The sequence below is a fragment of the Desulfobacter hydrogenophilus genome, assembly GCF_004319545.1.
Classification (GTDB): Bacteria; Desulfobacterota; Desulfobacteria; order Desulfobacterales; family Desulfobacteraceae; genus Desulfobacter; species Desulfobacter hydrogenophilus.
Map to the genome: position 1 here is coordinate 1,032,055 of NZ_CP036313.1, position 18,434 is coordinate 1,050,488.

At 45.8% G+C, this 18,434-nt stretch carries 18 protein-coding genes; 3 read left to right on the top strand and 15 right to left on the bottom strand.

Going from position 1 to position 18,434, the window contains the following annotated elements:
- Positions 1 to 67 precede the first annotated feature (67 nt).
- From EYB58_RS04485 to EYB58_RS04560, 15 genes are all read right to left on the bottom strand, one after another.
- Positions 68 to 1,135, bottom strand: a complete 1,068-nt coding sequence (locus EYB58_RS04485) for an NERD domain-containing protein (RefSeq protein ID WP_111953441.1) — start codon at positions 1,133 to 1,135, stop codon at positions 68 to 70.
- 1,532 nt (positions 1,136 to 2,667) lie between these two features.
- Positions 2,668 to 4,419: an ATP-dependent nuclease gene (locus EYB58_RS04495; RefSeq protein WP_111958120.1), complete on the bottom strand. Its 1,752-nt coding sequence runs from the start codon at positions 4,417 to 4,419 to the stop codon at positions 2,668 to 2,670.
- A gap of 279 nt (positions 4,420 to 4,698) precedes the next feature.
- Positions 4,699 to 5,619 carry a helix-turn-helix transcriptional regulator gene (locus EYB58_RS04500; protein WP_111958118.1) on the bottom strand — a complete coding sequence of 307 codons (921 nt, stop codon included), beginning with the start codon at positions 5,617 to 5,619 and terminating at the stop codon, positions 4,699 to 4,701.
- 120 nt (positions 5,620 to 5,739) lie between these two features.
- On the bottom strand, positions 5,740 to 6,276 hold the full coding sequence (locus tag EYB58_RS04505) for a shikimate kinase (RefSeq protein ID WP_111958126.1): 537 nt from the start codon (positions 6,274 to 6,276) through the stop codon (positions 5,740 to 5,742).
- Positions 6,277 to 6,316: 40 nt separating this feature from the next.
- Positions 6,317 to 6,754, bottom strand: coding sequence for a Fur family transcriptional regulator (locus EYB58_RS04510; protein WP_111958117.1), 438 nt, complete (start codon positions 6,752 to 6,754; stop codon positions 6,317 to 6,319).
- A 4-nt stretch (positions 6,755 to 6,758) separates the two neighbouring features.
- Positions 6,759 to 7,601, bottom strand: a complete 843-nt coding sequence (locus EYB58_RS04515) for a metal ABC transporter permease (RefSeq protein WP_111958115.1) — start codon at positions 7,599 to 7,601, stop codon at positions 6,759 to 6,761.
- Positions 7,588 to 8,361 (bottom strand): metal ABC transporter ATP-binding protein, encoded by a 774-nt coding sequence (locus EYB58_RS04520; RefSeq protein ID WP_111958114.1) that lies wholly within the window; start codon positions 8,359 to 8,361, stop codon positions 7,588 to 7,590. Before EYB58_RS04520 ends, EYB58_RS04515 begins: the two co-directional genes overlap by 14 nt.
- 38 nt (positions 8,362 to 8,399) lie before the next feature.
- A complete protein-coding gene (locus EYB58_RS04525; protein ID WP_111958112.1) occupies positions 8,400 to 9,329 on the bottom strand; it encodes a metal ABC transporter solute-binding protein, Zn/Mn family in 930 nt (309 codons plus the stop codon).
- Between the two features lie 327 nt (positions 9,330 to 9,656).
- Positions 9,657 to 10,103 (bottom strand): DUF1178 family protein, encoded by a 447-nt coding sequence (locus EYB58_RS04530; protein ID WP_111958110.1) that lies wholly within the window; start codon positions 10,101 to 10,103, stop codon positions 9,657 to 9,659.
- Between the two features lie 16 nt (positions 10,104 to 10,119).
- Positions 10,120 to 11,466 carry a B12-binding domain-containing radical SAM protein gene (locus EYB58_RS04535; protein ID WP_111958108.1) on the bottom strand — a complete coding sequence of 449 codons (1,347 nt, stop codon included), beginning with the start codon at positions 11,464 to 11,466 and terminating at the stop codon, positions 10,120 to 10,122.
- Complete coding sequence (gene ahbB / locus EYB58_RS04540) at positions 11,456 to 11,935, bottom strand: siroheme decarboxylase subunit beta (RefSeq protein ID WP_111958106.1); 480 nt, start codon at positions 11,933 to 11,935, stop codon at positions 11,456 to 11,458. Before ahbB ends, EYB58_RS04535 begins: the two co-directional genes overlap by 11 nt.
- A gap of 48 nt (positions 11,936 to 11,983) precedes the next feature.
- Complete coding sequence (gene mtnA, locus EYB58_RS04545; protein ID WP_111958104.1) at positions 11,984 to 13,087, bottom strand: S-methyl-5-thioribose-1-phosphate isomerase; 1,104 nt, start codon at positions 13,085 to 13,087, stop codon at positions 11,984 to 11,986.
- A gap of 133 nt (positions 13,088 to 13,220) precedes the next feature.
- Positions 13,221 to 14,021, bottom strand: coding sequence for a tryptophan synthase subunit alpha (gene trpA, locus EYB58_RS04550; protein WP_111958102.1), 801 nt, complete (start codon positions 14,019 to 14,021; stop codon positions 13,221 to 13,223).
- Entirely contained in the window at positions 14,014 to 15,243 is a 1,230-nt protein-coding gene (gene trpB / locus EYB58_RS04555) for a tryptophan synthase subunit beta (protein WP_111958100.1), read from the bottom strand. The genes trpA and trpB overlap by 8 nt, the downstream gene beginning before the upstream one ends.
- Positions 15,244 to 15,293: 50 nt before the next feature.
- Positions 15,294 to 16,019 carry a GntR family transcriptional regulator gene (locus EYB58_RS04560; RefSeq protein WP_111958098.1) on the bottom strand — a complete coding sequence of 242 codons (726 nt, stop codon included), beginning with the start codon at positions 16,017 to 16,019 and terminating at the stop codon, positions 15,294 to 15,296.
- A 317-nt stretch (positions 16,020 to 16,336) separates the two neighbouring features.
- On the opposite strand from EYB58_RS04560, the gene EYB58_RS04565 reads away from it, so the two are divergent.
- From EYB58_RS04565 to EYB58_RS04580, 3 genes are all read left to right on the top strand, one after another.
- Positions 16,337 to 16,822, top strand: coding sequence for a hypothetical protein (locus tag EYB58_RS04565; RefSeq protein WP_111958096.1), 486 nt, complete (start codon positions 16,337 to 16,339; stop codon positions 16,820 to 16,822).
- A 661-nt stretch (positions 16,823 to 17,483) separates the two neighbouring features.
- Entirely contained in the window at positions 17,484 to 17,879 is a 396-nt protein-coding gene (locus EYB58_RS04575; RefSeq protein ID WP_111958094.1) for a universal stress protein, read from the top strand.
- A 283-nt stretch (positions 17,880 to 18,162) separates the two neighbouring features.
- Positions 18,163 to 18,432, top strand: coding sequence for a hypothetical protein (locus EYB58_RS04580; RefSeq protein WP_111958092.1), 270 nt, complete (start codon positions 18,163 to 18,165; stop codon positions 18,430 to 18,432).
- Positions 18,433 to 18,434: the final 2 nt, after the last annotated feature.

Genomic DNA, 18,434 nt, shown 5'->3' on the forward strand with positions numbered 1-18,434 from the left:
CGTCAGTATTTTGCTTGTTGTAATAGATCCAATTGCTTCGTGATGGCAAGTTGCTACTTTTGCAGTTTTATCTTTCGTTAAGAAGTTGCTTTACATATGTTTTGTGCTTTTTCTCTGCTTCAAAGGACGGTTCAACCATAGAAGACTCTACAGCCGAAAGAATCATATCAATTTCATTACCAGATAAAACTGTTTTTGTTTGAGATTTCACAAATTTTATAAATTCATTTGGATAAAAGACGTGATCCGGTTGGCCTTTAGGAAATTTTGCACACTCCATAAAAACAATCACATCAAAATAAACATCAGATTCAATCTTTAATAATTTTTCAATACACATCTTATGCTTATAATTTTGGCGAAAAGGATTTTGAAAAGGATACTTACCGCCTGCTAACCATTGTATCCAATTTTTCTGGTAAGGATTCCCATATATTAAACCTTTCATATTTTTAGTCTCGATTATGAAAATTCCATACTCAGAAACTATCAAATGATCAATTTGAGTAGTTCCTTCGTTTTCTGGCAATATCAAATCATTAAAAAAATGATATTTTTCACGATCTAAAAACCGATATAACATCGCAATAACTGTTTGTTCACCTTCAAAACCTTTGAACTCAGAAGAATTTGTATCAGGGCTATCCCAATCAACACCAGAGTCATACTTTTTATCTTTTGTTTTTAGAGAGTTAATTCTTTTTAACTTTGATCCCTTTAAAAAGAATGAAATAAATAATTTTAGAAAAATAAATAGTAAAAGAAGTATAAAAAATGGATACACTATTGGGAGAACAGAGGATAAAAACAACTCAAAAACATTAATATTTAAATGTCCACTACCGGATTTTAGCTTCGGCTTTGTTTGTTGAAAAATTACCTGATTGACAAACGATTTCTTTGAAGCTTCAGTCTGGATTATTCTTTGGGGGGTAATAACTTGTTTTTTTCCATGGCGATCAATCAAAAAGAGGTCTGTCCCCTTTATTTTTTGTTCAACACTATACGTAGGACTATCTGAAAAATGTCGAACCCCTTCTTCATCTATCCATGAATAAATTTTGTCTGACGCGGAAAAACAATTTGCAGGCAAGAGAAACAAAAATAAAATGATAATAAGAATGATATTTTTCATCTAATATTTTCCAAGAATATATTTATAATGCTCCAGGTCTCTATCCCGCTGTGACGTTGTATTCACAGTTTTGAAAAAGCCATGTGCGACATCTGATTATGACCTATTTTACCATTTTAACTTTGTCTGTTGCTTCAAGGAGACCTTTTAAAAACCTAATGGCTTTTTCGAGTTCGTCTCTTTTAACTAAATGTGGAGTACAACTGGGGTTAGATGAAGGGGGGTTGGGCAGTAATGGAATAGAAAACCGGGTTAAGGGTACCAGCGAGATTGGTGCGTTTATGTACGCTAAGGGAATAAAATTCTGACATTGTCCCTGTCCAGCATCATGCATTCACCACCACCTTACCGCGCACTTTCAATAGCCTTCGGCCTATTGAGTGAGCCTCCTATATGTTCTGAAGTTTCCTGATTTTTATCAGCCTATTGATTGTCTATGATGTGGGATTGTAGCAGGGTCGAGTTTAATTTTGATAGGTTTTGCCATGTAAATAGCAAAACCCCATTTTATTCTCCCTGTTCATACAAATCCCGCTGATAGAAAAATATCATATAATTTCAATACTATATACAATTTAGTTCAAAATAACAGTAAAATAAAAATCAGGAAACTTCAGATATGTTTAATTGCACCCATAATACAAGATTTAAGTAAATATTTTTCAATAAGCAAGATACATACCGCAGCCTATTTATCTATGGATGCAATTTCAGTATCATTTGTTAATGTCAATTTCTGTCACATGATATGCCAAATTTTGTAACATCAACTTACCATTTGCCCCAGTGGAAGCGAGGCTGTCATGAGGGGCAAAGTAGATTATAAGGGTACCACGAACATTCAACTGGCATCACCAATAACAAAAGTAGTCAACGCCCCTTCGATACAGGCTTTGAGTGGTTGATAATAGACAGATTGTGGTGTCGTCAATTCCTAATAACCTTTCTGAGTTTGGGCGGTTTTAACTTTTCAAAATCTGCGGCTCGCCCGTCAGCATTTTGATGGTTGGGACTTTGTTTTTTTCTCGATTGTATCTATATCGGCTTTTTAGGGCCCGAAAACGTCAATATAGGCCTGTTTTAGGGGGTATTTTTTAGGTTATATCCTTCATTGACGGCCTTCTTACTCGGTCCGACCCCAGCGCAACTCACATGCCAGCGCTTGATGAAATGGAAATTCCGGATTTCTGCAAAGCTATGCTTAAACGTATCGCACATGTATTTTTATATGCAGAATCTTTGATCAAGCTGTCCCAGCCGATGTCACGAAATAATTTTTCACGAGACCATAAACGGCGTTGTGGGTAGTGGCTCCAAAGAGTTCTAAAAGCCGGCTTCATGGTTTACACCTCCGAATCTAAAAGATATCAATAAAATGGCATTGGGGTTACCTTTTTTGGAGGTTAGGCCTTGAGTTGTAAGAGAATGATATTTCAAAACCTGACCCTCAAATCTCAGAAGTAGTCAACGCTCCTTAAATAAAGGCCCCGGGGTTAAATAATAGACAAAGTAAACAGTAGTGTTGCAAGAAGTCATTCTTTAAAAACAGCACTTTTTTCAATTGAGGTAACAATTTTTATTAATTCATTTGGAATTTCTTGAGCCGTCATTTCTTTTGCTATTGCTATGGCATTCAGTGAAACTCCGAACTCCTGTTGACTCCAGTCTGCAAATTTTTTAATGACATATTTCCCAGAAGCTATAGAAATTATACTTTCTTCCTGAGCTTTAGAGTCACAAATCAATTTGCGAGCTTCCTTGTTACTTTTTCCTGCAGTCCAACCTCTATTTTGTTTAAGTAATTCGCTTGAAATAGCATCTAAAACGCTTTCTTCCATTTCGGATAAAATTGTCATCAGCCTTTGTTCTATTTCATCAATCGAAGGAGAAGATGTTCTTTTCGCCAGATTATTTTCGATAACTCGTTGTAGTGCTGATGGAATTAGAAGGTAATTCTCTATTTCCTTTTTCGACCAAATATGTAGAAAGATTCCTTTATCATTAGCTTGGTCTAATCGTGTTGAGATTTCTTCAGCAGTATGGTAGTCAGAATCAAATATACAATATGTAAATATGTTTTGATTTAATGAATTCTTCAATAGCATCGATGAACCTATGGCATAATTCCAACCTCCCCAACCTCCCAAAGACATATTTGGAATAGCATCAAAGGGTGCATCACTATTTGGAAAAAGACTGTTTTGGAATATTTTTAGAAGTTTGATATCTTTCCCTTCTACCAGAATCAGACGTTTTGCATTCCACAAACGAGCCATATGAATATTTTGAGCACTTCCAATTTGTTCTATCAAGGTTTGTACAATTGGAAATGTATTTGCATAAGTTGATTCTGGCTTTTCTTTATCAATCACTAAAATATCTTCAGGCCCAACTTCAGCCATGATCTCTGTTGAATGAGTCGTTATTAGGATCTGATTATATTTGTTTCTCAAAAATCGAATAAGCCGTCTTTGCAGGTCTGCATGCATGTAAACATCTGGTTCATCAAGAATTACAGTAGAATTATTAGAAACTCTAGTCAAAAACCAAATTATTTGCAACCAGACCTGCAATCCATGCCCCATTTCAGCAACTTCAGCTACAAAATTTTCGTTTCTTACTTGAAAGGAAAGTTGTTTTTCATCTAACTCTCCGGTAGCGATTAGTTCTTTTACGGTGACACTTGGCCATGTCTCTTCAACGGCTTCTTTAAATTTTTGAAACAGTTCTGGAAATAAATATAATTGGTTACGAAAGTGTAGGGAGGAAAGATGGGAACCAATATTGCTTTTTACATAATCAGAATTAAGAATCATCTCTTTCTTCTGTACCGGGCCTACTTGTGGGAAAATATTAATTGGCGTTAAATTGAGTTTCAATGCCTTGCTACGTGTTTTAACAATGGTACCTCGGGAGTTACGCAGAACAGCAAAAATTTTTCCACCATCTCCTACATAAATAGTGATTCTGTTTTTGTCATTAAATTCTGCGGTTATGATACTTGGAGATGAACCATAATGGAAAAAAATAGTATCAAAATTTATTCCAATATTTTTAATGGATGGTGATACTCCAATTAACCCTGAAGGAGCATCTAACCAAGTTGGGCGCTTTTTATAAACTGAAGTCCTGTATTTATTTGTAATTAAGGAGACTAAACGCAGTGCTTCAACAACTGTTGATTTTCCAGCGTTATTTTTGCCAACAATAATGCAACTCTTTTTAAATCTAAGAGAATGGTTATAAAATCCTCTGAAATTTTGGATTTGAATATTTGAAATCATTTAACTTTTTACCTCAATAAAAATGAGAAATAAGATAATGATTTAATATCAACCAAATAACCGGATGTAAATATGGAACTTCGGGAACCTTGAGAATACTAAAAACGCGTACTTATGGTATGAAAGGTGCCCGGCTATGATTTCAGGAAGGTGAGAAATGACAAAAGCAAGGCTCGGTGCTCTTGTTTTAGAAATACTTAAATCTTGCCGCATCAATTATATATATCCACATCAAAAAGAGGAAATGCTGTTTCCCCGCAGCAGCCCATGGAACAAAAATCATTGCTCATCATCGTTGCCGGTTTCAGGGTAAACCATTTTTCCGGTCATGGACAAATCGTATCCACCCAGTTCATCGGCAGTTCTTTGAATCACCTTACCTTTGAGCATGGCCAGAAACAATTGAACGCCCTGGTCAAAAAAATTGTCTTTATTGACAAAAAGGTCAAAACGCTCCCAGCACAGAGAAATGAAATCCAAGCCGAGAAGATTGGCCACGGCTCTGATGCCCGGCGCGGCTTGGGCGTTTCCATTAAGTATGGCCAGACCTGCATCCATATGCCGGGAGACACAGGTCTCATATCCGTTAATGGATTCAGCATCTATGCCCAACCGTTTTAATTCCCGGTCCAGAAGCTGCCGGGTCCCGGTACCCAGACGCCGATTGACCATGGTCAGACCCTTATGGGAAAGATCTTTTAGAGATGAAATCCCCAGGGGATTATCTTTTTGGATAATCAGGCCCTGCTCTCGATGGCACAGATTGACAACCGCCGGGGCCTGGGCAATTTCTTTATCCTTGAACGGAACACCGGTATCGTTGTTTTCATCTGCCGACGGGCAGCAGGCAATGTGGCACAAATTTTTTCTCAGGGCCTTGAGTCCTGCCAGGCTACCGGACAGGCCGGACAGCACCATGTGTTCACTGTGTTTCAAGTTGAATGTACAGACCAAGGTATCCAGCAGCAGATCGTCGGCGCCGGATATGAGAACCAGCCCGTGATACGGGGGAAGCTTTGCTTGTTCGGGAAAATTCTGGGTACCGTTTTCAACCCATTGGCAGACAAGGTCGATGGGAAACAGCCATTTCCCGGTTACTTTAGATGCCGGCAGGCCCTTGTCAGCGATCAGAGAATAGACCATTTTCTCGTTTACATTAAGATATTTTGCCACCTGCCGCGTGGTAAGCATTTCGTCCATGTTGTAATGCCTTTGGGATAGCTGTTTTATAAAAAAGTCTCCAGCAAGTAACTGGATTCTTTCTATCTTTGTTGTGGGTCGAAGCCTGGGTATCGATAGACCAGGGACGGCCCATGGCCGTTATATTTTATCTGCCAATGCCGCGGCAATATCTGCTGCCACCTGACCCGGCTGGTTTTGACCACACGTTATTTTGATGTCGCAGAACTTATCGTACAAGGGCGTTCTTTCTTTGTAAAGCGAATCAATGCTGTTGCTCGGGTCAATGGCAACCCCCCGGGCTTCAATATCGGAGAGCCGGGTCAGCAGGGTGGGCAAGTCTGCATGCAGATAGATGACGGTGGCAATTTCTTTCAGATGGCACATGGCCTGTTCTCGGTAGATGACTGAGCCGCCGGTGGAAATGACCCGGCGTTTACCGCCAAGGCCGAGCAGGTGGCCGGCCTCAATGTCCAGAAAGCCCTTAAGCCCCTTTTTTTTAATAATCTGGGCAAGGCTCATATTTTCCTTTGTCTGGATCAAAATATCCGTATCCAGAAAATCAAATCCCAGCTGTTTTGCCAAAATCACCCCTACGGTACTTTTTCCAACAGCCGGCATGCCGATTAATGCAAGGTTCAAGTTTTGGGATATCTCTTTTTTTCTTTGTCTAATCATGCAGGCAGAATCCATTGGATATCATGACAATGAAGGCAGACTACTCCTTCTTTTTAAGGCAGTTTCGGCAGATGCCGTCTATACGCAACTCAAACTTATCTATACGGCCCGGGAAGGTATTCTCAAAGGCGTGAAAATCAATGTCCACGGTTTCGGGTGTCAGGCAGTCCATACGCCCGCACTGAGTGCAGTAAAAATGAGGGTGGGCCGGGTGCTGCGCATTAGGAGCCATGCCGTAGTAGGCAGCCCGGCCGCCGGTGGCGATCCGGACCACGATCTGTTTTTCAACCAGCAGATCCAGGATGCGGTATACGGTTACCCGGTTGATGTGGGCTGATCTCTCCAGGGTTTCGTGGATATCTGCGGCAGACAAAGGGAAATTATTACTGCCGATGATTTCCAGTACCCGCAGCCGGTTGGGGGTGGAAGCCACTCCCGCATCTTCGAACAATTTTCTGTAATCACAGTGGATACACATGATGTCACCTTTTTAATTCTCCGGCATGCTGAACGGTTCTGGGTATAAAAGCCCAGAGTTTTTCAAGACCCAGGGCGACCAAAAATACAGTGCCGGCCACCATAATAATCGCAGCCCCCGAGGTCAGGTCAAACCGGTAGGACAGATACAGCCCCGCCATGGTGAAACAGGCACCCAGCAAACTTGAACCGATCATCATGGCGCCCAGGGACCGGGCATATTTCTCCACCATGAACGGCGGGATGGTGAGCAGCGCAATCACCATAATCAGCCCCACCACCTGGATCACCATGACCACGGTAAGTCCGAGCATGGCAATCAGGGAAAAGTAGATCCCGCGCACCGGAAGTCCCCGCAAGCCCGCAAATTCCTCGTCATAGGAAACCGCCATCAATTCCTTATAGAAAAAGGCAACCAAAAAAAGAATCAGGGCACCGAGAACACCCATTATAATCAAGTCTGATCCGGGCACGGTAAGAATGCTGCCGAAAAGATAGCTCATCAAATCCACATTATACCCCGGGGTCAGGTCCACCAGAATAATGCCGAATGCCATGCCCACGGCCCAGATCACACCAATGACCGTATCGGCTCTTTGTCTGTTGTTCAGGGTAACTGCCGCCATGACCAGGGAGGCGCCCAGGGAAAACCCCATGGTGGAAGGGATCACCGGCCAGTTAAAATAAAATGCCATGCCGATCCCGCCATAGGCTGCGTGGGCAATGCCGCCGGATAAAAACACAATGCGGTTCACCACCACCAAGGTGCCCATAATGCCGCAGATGATGCTGGTCAAAAGCCCTGCAGCAAGTGCATGGCGCATGAATTCGTATTTAAGGATTTCCATCTCTACCCCCTGAATTTTTATGTCCTACTACCCCGGGCAGGACCTGGCTCAGCACCTGTACCCGGCAAACATCTTCCACCGAGCATTCATACATGGTTTCAAGCATCTGTCCTTTAATCTCTTCTTGGGAGTGGTAATGCAGCCCATGGTTCACACAGGCCACGGATTTGACATAATTGGACACGGAAAACAAGTCATGGGTGATCACCACAATGGCCACGTCCTTATTCAGGGTTTCAAGCAGGTTTAAAAAATCTTCCTGACCCCTTGAGTCGATGCTGGCCGTGGGTTCGTCAAGAAGTAACAGGCGCGGCCGGGTCATCAGAGACCGGGCAATAAACACCCGCTGACGCTGTCCCCCGGAAAGCTCCCCTATTTTTTTCCGGGCATGTTTGGCCATACCCAGGCGCTCCAGAGTGACTAACCCATCTTTTTCACACTCTTTTCGGGTCCGTCTGGACTGCCCGAAACGCCCTCCCGTACCCAGGCAACCCATGAGCACCACATCCAAAGAGGTAATGGGAAAATGGTCGTTGATATGGACATTCTGGGGCACATATCCCAGGGCCTGACTATGCTTGCCGGGACGTTCCCCCAACACCCGGATTTTACCTTTATCGGGCTTTAGAAGCCCCAGGATCAGCCGGATCAGCGTGGATTTTCCTCCGCCGTTGGGTCCGATAACGGCCATGAAATCATGTTCCCGGATGGTCAGATTGATGTCGGTAAGAACAGCCTGTCCATTATAGGAAAAATCCACACCTTCAACCGTGACCAGCGCTTTTTCTAAAATCGCGACTATTTTAGAACCTCCTTGAACTGCGCAGCTATTTTTTTCATATTCTCCAACCAGTCCAGTGCCAGGGGATCGGCCCGCAGCACCTGGCCATGGATCTCCCTGGCCACAAGTTCTGCACTTTTGGTTGAAAACTGGGGTTGAACAAAAATCACGTTGATACCTTCGTTCCTGGCATGCTCGATCAATGCCTGCAAATCGGCCGGTTTCGGATTCTTGCCTTCTATTTCAATGGGAATCATTTTCAGGTTGTAATCCCGGGCAAAATACCCCCATGACGGATGAAAAACCATAAACTGCATACCAGAGTTGTCTTTTAACATCTGGGCCAGATTCTGGTCGAGGGCATCAAGCTTCTTGATAAAAACATTATAATTGACTGTGTAAAAGTCTTTATTTTCAGGATCTGCCGTGGCAAGAGCGTCAAGAATATGACCCGCCTGAATCTTGACCAGTTTCGGGGAGAGCCAGATATGGGGGTCCAGCCCGGCATGTCCATGATCATTCTCAATGTCATGGTCCTCTTCAGCCGAGGCCTGGTGATCATGGTGACCGGCCTGGTCTTCTCCCTCGTGGTGGTGCACATCCATGGGCTGCTTTTCGATGCCTTTGTCTGTGTGGACAATGGTCATATCCGGATTGGCGGATGCAATTTTGTCCAGCCAGAACGTTTCAAAGGGAACACCAATGGAAAAATAGAGGCGGGCTTTGGATAGTTTGGCCATCTGTAGGGGTTTTGGCTCATATGTGGCCGGACTTGCACCGGGTTGGACCATCACGGAAACAGCCACCTTATCTTTGCCAATCTGTTGCACAAAGTATTGCTGGGGCAGTATGCTGACAAACATGGGAACCGGCGCTTCAGCCCAAGCATGTCCGCAACAGACAGCAATCATTGAAATAACAGTAAAAAACCTAACAAATCTTTTCATGTCAGCCCTCCTTTGAATTGATTTAATATCGTCATATCGAATAAAATCATGAATGAATTATATATGCAAATCTATTGCATTTTGCAGAAAAGGCAAGGGGATTTTTATTTAAAACTGTCTTAACTTTGTGATATTAGGCAGGGAACAGAAAATCGGCGATATTAGGCCCAAGTTCAAAATAAGACCTTCCATATGGTTTGCCTTTTCATCCGTCTTCTTCGTTGTATCAATGGGTACATATATTTAAATATGCTCCCATTGACACGCCTTGAATACGAACGAAAATTCTAAACCATATTTTGGAATGTTTTATTCCGATCATGGGCCTTAATTAAGGTCGTCGTTATCTTTTTTCAAGATTGGAATTTTTACTACCGGCACCCCCTCTTTTTCAAGGGTCTTTTCCTCTTCCTTGGTTGTGGTGCCCCGGATCTGTTTATACTCCTTGGCCCCGTAATGCATTTCCAGCGCTTCTTTGGCAAAGGAGGAGCCTACATTTTCGTAGGTGTTTTCAACGTAGGCCGTCATTTTTTCGGCAAGCTCGGCCATGGCATCCAGGTGGGCCTGGGAAGCCATCTCCCGGCCGGAACCGCCAAGGCTTGGGGACGCAGATTTTCGTATGGCCACCGCAGAAAGCTTGGGACTTACGGAAGAACTGTCGCACACCGGGCATTGCAGAAGACCCTGCTCCTGCTGCCGGTTAAGATCATCCCGGTCATCAAACCAGCCTTCAAAAACATGGCCGTTAATACATTCCAAATCAAATACTATCATTTCAGAGGGGTATACGTTATTTCAGCATTTTTTTCAATTGAGAAATTCGCTCCAGATCCTGTTGAGAGTGCACACAGGGAAACAGGCTGTTGTTGGTCAGTGCCGGATGGGCCGTGATATCAAAGCGGGCATTTTTGACGGCATCCGCCCACATGGCGGTATGGGGAATGGGAGTGTAATAGGCCAGAATCGGGGTTAATCCCAGGCGTTTCACCAGGTTGATGGACCCTTCCACCTCATCAAGATTCTGGTCGGGCAGTCCGCATAAAAGGTAGGCACCCAACTGATCCTTTGCAAATCCTGCGGTGCGCAGGTGGTCCACGGCCGTAAAAAATTCATCTTGTTTAACCTTAATGTCGTGACGATGGCTTGAAAAGTCTGCGGTTTCAAGCCCTAAACGAATCGTTTTAAAGTCTGCCTTGAACATCAGATCCGCTGCTTTTGCCGAGATCTCTCTTATGTGAACGGCATTGGGGGTGTGAAAAAAGATATCCAGCTTCTCATCAATGATGCGTTCAAGTAGGGGGAACGCGTATTTTTCCGGATTGATCAGAAGCGCATCATCGTAAAATGCAAAATTTTTCACCTGGAAATGGTTGTGCCAATGGCGAATTTCCTGAAATACATTTTCCGGGGAACGCCGCCGAAACCGTGGTTCAAGAAAGGAGGAGGCGCAGTATTCGCAGGAAAAGGGACACCCCCGGGAGGTCAAAATCGGGGCATAGGCCATGGTATCCTGGAGATCCAGGGCGGCAAAAGGTGTGGCGTCAAGGTCTGCCGGGTCCGGTATCTGATTCAGGGTAAATCCGGTGTACGTTTCAACCAGGTCTGCAAGAATAGGTTCGGCCGGGCCGGTGATAACATGGTCTGCCCCGGAACATTTTCGGGCATGGGATTCACAAAGGCTTGCGTATATACCGCCCAACACCACGGGCACGTCGGGAAAAACTTTTTTGAGCAGGTCAATGGTTTCAGCCACACCCGTTGCCCAATAGGTCATGACCGAGGTGACCAGAATCAGGTCCGGCCGATCCATTGCCAAAAGGTCCTGTTCAATCCACTCTTTTAAAGCCCCATACCGGATGAAATTGCCGTTGGCGTCTCCCAGGTGAATTTCAAGCTCCTGGGGTAAAGGAATCCGGGTTTTATCAAAGGGGCCTCTGCCGTCCCAATACACCTTGACATGCTTTGTTTTCCTGGGGTGAAACCGATTCATGCAGTCCAAAAATGAAACACGCACGCGGTTCTGTCGCAGGATGGCGGCAATGGTAAAAAGACCTAACGGCCGGGCCCAGAAATCAAAGGCGGCAAAATCATGGACCCAGGGGTTAACGCAAAGGATGTGGGGGGGGTCAGTTTTCAAAATACTGCATGGAAGTTTTTTTCAGCTCCCGGCGGGAAAACAACAGGGAATAATCTTTTTCACCTGTAGCTTCGGAAATTTTTGCAGCAATGGCAAAGCATTCGTCTTCGGATGCCCCGTGAACCATGGTGTACAGATTTTTATCCCACCCAGGCGCAGGATCTCTTCGATAACAATGGGTAACCTCACGGAAGGATGCCATGATATTGCCCACCTCTTCCACCCGATCTTCAGGCACTTTCCAGGCCACCATGGCATTGGCCTTGAATCCTGATTTCTGATGTTTGAGCGTGGCACCGAACCGCCTGATCATATTTTTGTCATGGAGGCCGGACAGCACTTCAAGAAATTTTTCCTCTGAAATCCCGATCTGTTCTGCCATGACAAGATAGGGACGTTTGCAGACCGGGATATCGGTCTGCAGCAGTGAAATTACTTTTTTTTCCAGGTCTGTGAGGGATGTTGTCATAAACTGTTTTCCAAAAAACTCTGTTTGGGCCGCGTTTGTAGGTGCAGCCTATTTTTTCTCCGGGAACAATGCCATAATCGCGTCTTCAGCAGCACCGCATATGCCGCGTTCGGTGATAAATCCGGTCACAAGACGGGCCGGAGTTACGTCAAATGCGTGGTTGGCAGCCGGACTGTTTTCCGGCGGTACCAGGACCGATAAAATCTTTCCATTACAAGCCCCTTGCACGTATTTAATCTCGTCCGGGTCCCGCTCTTCAATGGGAATATCTTTTATACCGTCGGTGATGGTCCAGTCAAAGGTGGATGAGGGAAGTGCCACATAAAAGGGCACATTGTTGTCCCGGGCAGCCAGCGCCTTGAGATAGGTGCCGATTTTGTTGGCCACATCACCGGCCCGGGTGGTGCGGTCCGTGCCGACAATAACCAGATCCACCATGCCGTGCTGCATGAGATGCCCCCCGGCGTTATCCGTGATCACGGTATGCCGGATGCCGTGCTTGCCAAGCTCCCAGGCGGTCAGGCGCGATCCCTGGTTCAAGGGCCGTGTTTCATCCACCCATACATGAATATCAATGCCTGCATTAAAGGCGGTATACATGGGCGCTGTGGCCGTGCCGTACTCAATGCAGGCAAGCCATCCGGCATTGCAGTGGGTCAAAATGTTTACGGGCTGACCCTTTTTCTTTTCAGCAATGTCTTTGATGATGGACAGGCCGAATTCACCGATCTTTCGGCAATTCACCGCCTCTTCTTCCACAATATCCAGGGCTTCTTTCAAGGCGGCTGACACCCGGGCATCATATCCGGACGCGTTGAGGGCTTTTCCCATGACCCGATCCACGCCCCAGGCCAGGTTGGTGGCGGTGGGCCGGGCATCACGAAGGCGGGCGCATTCACGCGTAAACCATGCATCATCCGCCCCCTGGTTGCCCTGTTGCACCAGAATGACATAAACACCCAGCGCCCCTGTGGCACCAATCAACGGTGCGCCTCTGACATACATCTCCTTGATGGCATGGATAACCAGATCATTGGTTGTCAGATCTGCCACAATCAGTTCATGGGGCAGACGTCTCTGGTCTATGACCTTAACGGTTTTTGACTCATTGTCAAACCAGATGGGGCGCATCTGTTTTCCATCCACATTCATGGCGCATTTCCTTCGGGGTTTTAAATTTTTTATTCTTATACCAGATCAAACACTTTATTTGTATCATAAAACCCCAAACCGGGTCAGGAATCAAGACGCAATGGTATTTTAACCAAATGGAAATGTAAAAGCCTTATTCTGTAAGACTGCGAATAAACGGGCCTGTGGCATCCACCCCTTTTTGCTCCACCTCCCGGATGGTCTGGGATCCCACCACGGCAATGTCTGCTTTGCCCACAAGAAAATCAATGTCTGCTTTTTCCTTCACCCCGAACCCCACGGCCGTGGGCAGCCGGGTGGCCGTTCGGCACCGGGCAAGGTAGCGGCCCATATCCGATGAAAATTGTGTCTCTTTTCCGGTAACCCCTTTTCTGGCCAGACAGTAAATAAAACCTGTGGCATGGGTGTCGATCATCTTCATGCGCTGGTCCGAAGTTTCCGGAGAAAAGATGTATACCGCGGACAGATCCTGTTTTTTCATAGCTGACAGATAATCATCCGCCTCTTCCGGGGGAAGATCCGGGACAATGGCGCCTTTTACCCCGATTTCCGACATCCTGGCGGCAAAGGTATCCATGCCGTATTTATAGAGGATGTTCCCATAGGTCATGAACAGAAACGGGATGCCAAAGCTATCCGACACTTTTTTGGCAAATTCAAAACATTTTTCCACGGTAGCACCGCTGTCAAGGGCGGCCTGGTTAGCTTTGAGGATCACCGGCCCGTCTGCCATGGGTTCTGAAAACGGAATCTGAAGCTCCATTAAGTCCACCCCTGCGTCCACCATCTGCCGGACAATTTCAAAGGAGGCCTCAAAGGAAGGGTAGCCCATGACAATATGGGTCATCAACAGGATATCTTTTTTCTTCCGCTGTTCCCGGATATAGGTTTCCAGAAAGGCGGGGGCAGGTGCCTGGTTTTTTGCATCAGTCATTTTGATATTCTCCTGCTTTGGAACAGATAAATTCTTTCCACTTGGGATCGCCAACGGCATCGGCCACGGTGAAGATGTCTTTATCCCCCCGGCCGGACTGATTGATGATGATAATGTCATCCGTTGACATGTTAGGGGCTTCTTTAAAGGCGCCTGCAAAGGCATGGGAAGACTCCAGGGCCGGGATAATGCCTTCCATCTGCATGGTCAGCTTAAGGGCGTCCACCACCTCGGTGTCCGTGGCATATTCAAACCGGGCTTTGCCCTGGTCCCGCATATTGGCAAGAATTGGGGAAACACCGACATAATCCAGGCCTGCGGAGATGGAGTGGGTCTCTTTCATTTGACCGTCACTGTTCTGCAGAAAATAGGTTTTATAGCCCTGGGCAATGCCGGGACTGGCGTCGTCGGAACAAAGCCGGGATGCATGACGGCCCGACGCAATACCTTCGCCGCCAGCCTCCACACCCACAAGTTCAACCGGAGAATCCATGAATCCCTGGAAGATCCCCATGGCATTGGAACCACCGCCCACACAGGCAAATACCTTGGACGGCAGCCGGCCTTCGACTTTCATGATCTGGGCACGGGCTTCCTTGCCAATAATGGACTGGAACCAGGAGACCATTTCAGGGAAGGGATGGGGTCCGCAGGCGGTTCCCAGGACATAGTGGGTGGTGTCCATGTTGGTGACCCAGTCCCTGAATGCCTCGTTGATGGCATCTTTGAGAATCCGGGTGCCGTCGGTGACCGGCACCACGGTGGCGCCAAGCTGTTCCATCCAAAACACATTGGGCCGCTGACGCAGAACATCCACTTCACCCATATAGACGGTGCAATCAAATCCAAACTTGGCGGCCATGGTAGCCGTGGCCACCCCGTGCTGCCCTGCCCCGGTTTCGGCAATCACCCGTTTTTTACCCATTTTTTTGACCAAAAGCCCCTGGCCCATGACGTTGTTGGCCTTGTGGGCGCCGGTGTGGTTAAGGTCTTCGCGTTTAATATAAATTTTTGCCCCGCCAAAATGGCGGGTGAGGTTCTCGGCATAGGTCAACGGCGTGGGACGGCAGGAGTATGTTGCCATCAGATTCTCATATTCTTCCCAGAAACGTTTGTCTTCTTTGGCCTGCCTGAACCGCTCATCCAACTCCTCAAAGGTGGCCACAAGGATTTCAGGTAAAAATGCCCCGCCAAAGGGACCGTAATATCCGCGATGTTTCATGTATCTGCCTCCGTAGGATGGCTTGTGTTAATTATGATATTCATATTTTTTTACTTTTTATTCTGAATTGTCTGGGTAAAGGCAAATTGATTCGTTCGGCAAAACAGCACCGAATAAACCGCGCCGGGCGCGTTGGGAAAATTTAACAGCCGCCTGACCACCAGAATCGGATCTAGATGCGACATGCCCAAAAGGGGGGCCCGCTGTTCATTCAAGGTTTCCACCTGGAACTGCTGGGTGCCGTCGGAAGGTGTGAGGTAAAACCGCTCGGACACCACCCGGGACAAAGATTTATCCCCAAGATCCATATCGCCAATGCCCGCAAACAGATCCGGGTCCAGGAAAATATCCTCCAGCAGCACGGGTTCGTCCCGGGCCATGGTCAAACGAGACATGACAAAGGCGGGTTGGCCGTGAAACGGATTTGCCACATCCCCTGCAACGGTTTTTTTTTCCAAAGGCGCAATCACTTTTTTTTGCGTGGGAACCCCCTTAGTGGAAAAGGCCTGGGAGGTTCCGGCAAGGGAAAATAGATCAATTTGCGGCGACGGTTTCTTTACAAAAGTTCCGGCCCCCCGCTTTCTCTGGATCAGGCCTTTTTGCACCAGAATGTCCATGGCCTGGCGCACGGTGGGACGGCCCACCCCATATGATTTTGCAAGTACCGTTTCAGACGGAATCATGTGCCCGGGCGGATAAACGCCCTCCCGGATACGGGACTGAAGCTGTTCGGAAATCTGGTGATACAAGGGCATGGGAGAGTCAGGATTCAACATAACCGACCTTATTCTATAGCTTGCAGCCAACCGGAAATGGTATCTGACCCGTTATCCGGCGGGCTGCTCAATTAATAATTACCAACATCATAATTGACAAGCTGTCAAGTTGTCAAGACATTTAAACAAATCAATACCATTTAAAAGGCAAGGCAGAACAACCTTGCCCAAACACCTTTAATTTGTTACGAAATAAACACAGCAACGAAGAACAGCTCTTGTAGTGAAAAATGAAAGACGAATGACCCAGGATATCAAACTGCCGGCAAAGAAGTGCCCAAAGTTACGATCTTGGCAATCCTTTTGGAGGGCATTACATGGACAATAAATCTTTCATAACCATTATTCTCATTCTAACTGCGGCCTCAACACTGCTTTGCGGCTGCTACCCGAAACGGGTCGGCCCCATTGGCCCTGAAGGGAAACAGCTGACCTGGGAAAAAATGAATTTGAGCCAGCGCAAGGCTCATATGCGCCAAAAGGTACTACCGGTTGCCGCCGATGTCTTCGGCACCTGGCAGCCGGAACGGTTTGCCCAGGTAAATTGCAGCCTCTGCCATGTCCAGGGCGACACCCAGGGTATATATGATATGCCCACGACTGACCTGCCCCGGCTAAGCGGGGCCCTGCTTTTGGGGCCCGAATTCGAGAGGGCTCCGGAAACCACCCGGCTAAAACTCAACCGCCTGGTTCCCGAAATGTCAGCAGCCCTGGGCCTCAAGCCGTTCAGCATCATTACCCGCACAGGCTTTGGCTGTTATTCCTGCCATTTGGGACCAAAGGGTGCGATGTTTGGGAAGTAATGATAGTTCCGAGGACATTTTACTAAATCTTTAATTTTGTATCGACGTCCCCGGAATCTAAATTTTTTTTTGACATCCGAGCGGTAGTCAGGATATTCTCTAAATGCTTTAATTTTTATTTTTGGTCCGGTCTGTCTTAACGTGGTTGGATTCCATTCAAATCTTCAGGATGTATGTATAGCTATTGGAATAAAGGAGTCACAAATAAAAAACATACCCAATTTCGTTGAAATTGAAAGGTGACTGAAAGAATTAATACAGTAACGGCATTAATCAGCAGTATAGAATTTGTTTTATATGGGAGGAAGGTCATGCCTACAAAATCAAATTTACAGGGTACCACTGATGTTGGGAGGCGGTTGCCTCGAAATCGTCCGCCGACACATCCCGGAGAGATGGTTTTCGAAGAATTTGTCAAACCGCTGGGGTCCACACAAGCAGAACTCGCTCGTTGCCTGGGTGTTTCTTACCCTCGTCTGTTCAAAGATCAACGTTTTTTTGTTTAACCATTTTATGCACTTGGCTGGTGTTCCTCTGTGGTTCCATACACACCTGCAAGTGAGGACTACGTTATAGGGTTTAAGGTTTTGTAAAACTTAACTTAAGTTAAGTTAAGTTAAGTTAACTATTTTTATTAGACATAAAATTTTAAGGATATCAAATGTATAAAACTATTCTTTGCGCAATAGAGATCAGTGACGAGGGTACAAATGTACTTTCCAAAGCATATGAGCTTTCACAATTATATAATGCGAAGTTGTTTGTAACTCATGTCATTCCTTATACGATACTTCCAAAAGATTACCAAAAGGAACTAAAAGAAAATGCTATACCTTCACTCGAATCAAAAGCGTCCTCTTTAGGGATACCTAAGAAAGATGCAACGGTAAAAGTTGGTAAACCCTACGAACAAATTTATTTGTTCGCAGAAAAGAAGAATGCAGATTTAATTATTCTTGGCACCCATTCCAAAAAAGGGATTAATGCCTTAATCGGCTCAACAGCAAATGGTGTGGCTAACTATGCTAAATGTGACGTTTTATTAATTAGAATTTAATATTACTACATAAACCATATCAGAAATAGGGCAGAAATAGGGGACAGACCCCGATTAAAAGCGGTTAAGTTTTTTCTTAACCGCTTTTGTTTTTTGGGGCAGCAGGTGGGAACAGATTAAGATTGCCGCCGCTTTCCTTTAACGCCCGGCCTGGCGGAATAAATGCCATTTTACATAATCTCGCGTTATCGGATAGCGCAACCTCTTTAATTTTATAACAAGCGCTCCGCGCGCAGGCAACGGAAGCCGCCTTTTTTCAATTCCCGGGGACGATATTTAATTAATGTCAATTGGATGGTTTCAGCCGTTCTTTTCTTTGGCCTGCATCAGACCTAACGTTACTTACCTGGGCAGTGCATCCCATGATAAAGCTGCAACCACTGAACGCCGGGACGGCAGCCTGGTCACCCACACCAGGGACACCAGGGATATCGTGGCCGGAGTCCAAGATTATTGCCAAATTCAGGGAACACCTGACTTAATTTTAGAGTTTCGAATATTTTTATCTGGTGCCCCTCGAATTACCTGTTATATGACCAGTGTGTTGATGTAAAA

What these genes read in the sequence shown, in the direction of transcription:
- mtnA (WP_111958104.1), bottom strand. Translation starts at nt 13,087, where the DNA reads ATGAATGTGGATGGAAAACAGATGCGCCCCATCTGGTTTGACAATGAG.
- trpB (WP_111958100.1), bottom strand. Translation starts at nt 15,243, where the DNA reads ATGAAACATCGCGGATATTACGGTCCCTTTGGCGGGGCATTTTTACCT.
- EYB58_RS04575 (WP_111958094.1), top strand. Translation starts at nt 17,484, where the DNA reads ATGTATAAAACTATTCTTTGCGCAATAGAGATCAGTGACGAGGGTACA.
- EYB58_RS04505 (WP_111958126.1), bottom strand. Translation starts at nt 6,276, where the DNA reads ATGATTAGACAAAGAAAAAAAGAGATATCCCAAAACTTGAACCTTGCA.
- EYB58_RS04485 (WP_111953441.1), bottom strand. Translation starts at nt 1,135, where the DNA reads ATGAAAAATATCATTCTTATTATCATTTTATTTTTGTTTCTCTTGCCT.
- EYB58_RS04510 (WP_111958117.1), bottom strand. Translation starts at nt 6,754, where the DNA reads ATGTGTATCCACTGTGATTACAGAAAATTGTTCGAAGATGCGGGAGTG.
- EYB58_RS04560 (WP_111958098.1), bottom strand. Translation starts at nt 16,019, where the DNA reads ATGTTGAATCCTGACTCTCCCATGCCCTTGTATCACCAGATTTCCGAA.
- EYB58_RS04580 (WP_111958092.1), top strand. Translation starts at nt 18,163, where the DNA reads ATGTCAATTGGATGGTTTCAGCCGTTCTTTTCTTTGGCCTGCATCAGA.
- EYB58_RS04530 (WP_111958110.1), bottom strand. Translation starts at nt 10,103, where the DNA reads ATGATAGTATTTGATTTGGAATGTATTAACGGCCATGTTTTTGAAGGC.
- trpA (WP_111958102.1), bottom strand. Translation starts at nt 14,021, where the DNA reads ATGACTGATGCAAAAAACCAGGCACCTGCCCCCGCCTTTCTGGAAACC.
- EYB58_RS04565 (WP_111958096.1), top strand. Translation starts at nt 16,337, where the DNA reads ATGGACAATAAATCTTTCATAACCATTATTCTCATTCTAACTGCGGCC.
- EYB58_RS04495 (WP_111958120.1), bottom strand. Translation starts at nt 4,419, where the DNA reads ATGATTTCAAATATTCAAATCCAAAATTTCAGAGGATTTTATAACCAT.
- EYB58_RS04515 (WP_111958115.1), bottom strand. Translation starts at nt 7,601, where the DNA reads ATGGAAATCCTTAAATACGAATTCATGCGCCATGCACTTGCTGCAGGG.
- ahbB (WP_111958106.1), bottom strand. Translation starts at nt 11,935, where the DNA reads ATGACAACATCCCTCACAGACCTGGAAAAAAAAGTAATTTCACTGCTG.
- EYB58_RS04525 (WP_111958112.1), bottom strand. Translation starts at nt 9,329, where the DNA reads ATGAAAAGATTTGTTAGGTTTTTTACTGTTATTTCAATGATTGCTGTC.
- EYB58_RS04500 (WP_111958118.1), bottom strand. Translation starts at nt 5,619, where the DNA reads ATGGACGAAATGCTTACCACGCGGCAGGTGGCAAAATATCTTAATGTA.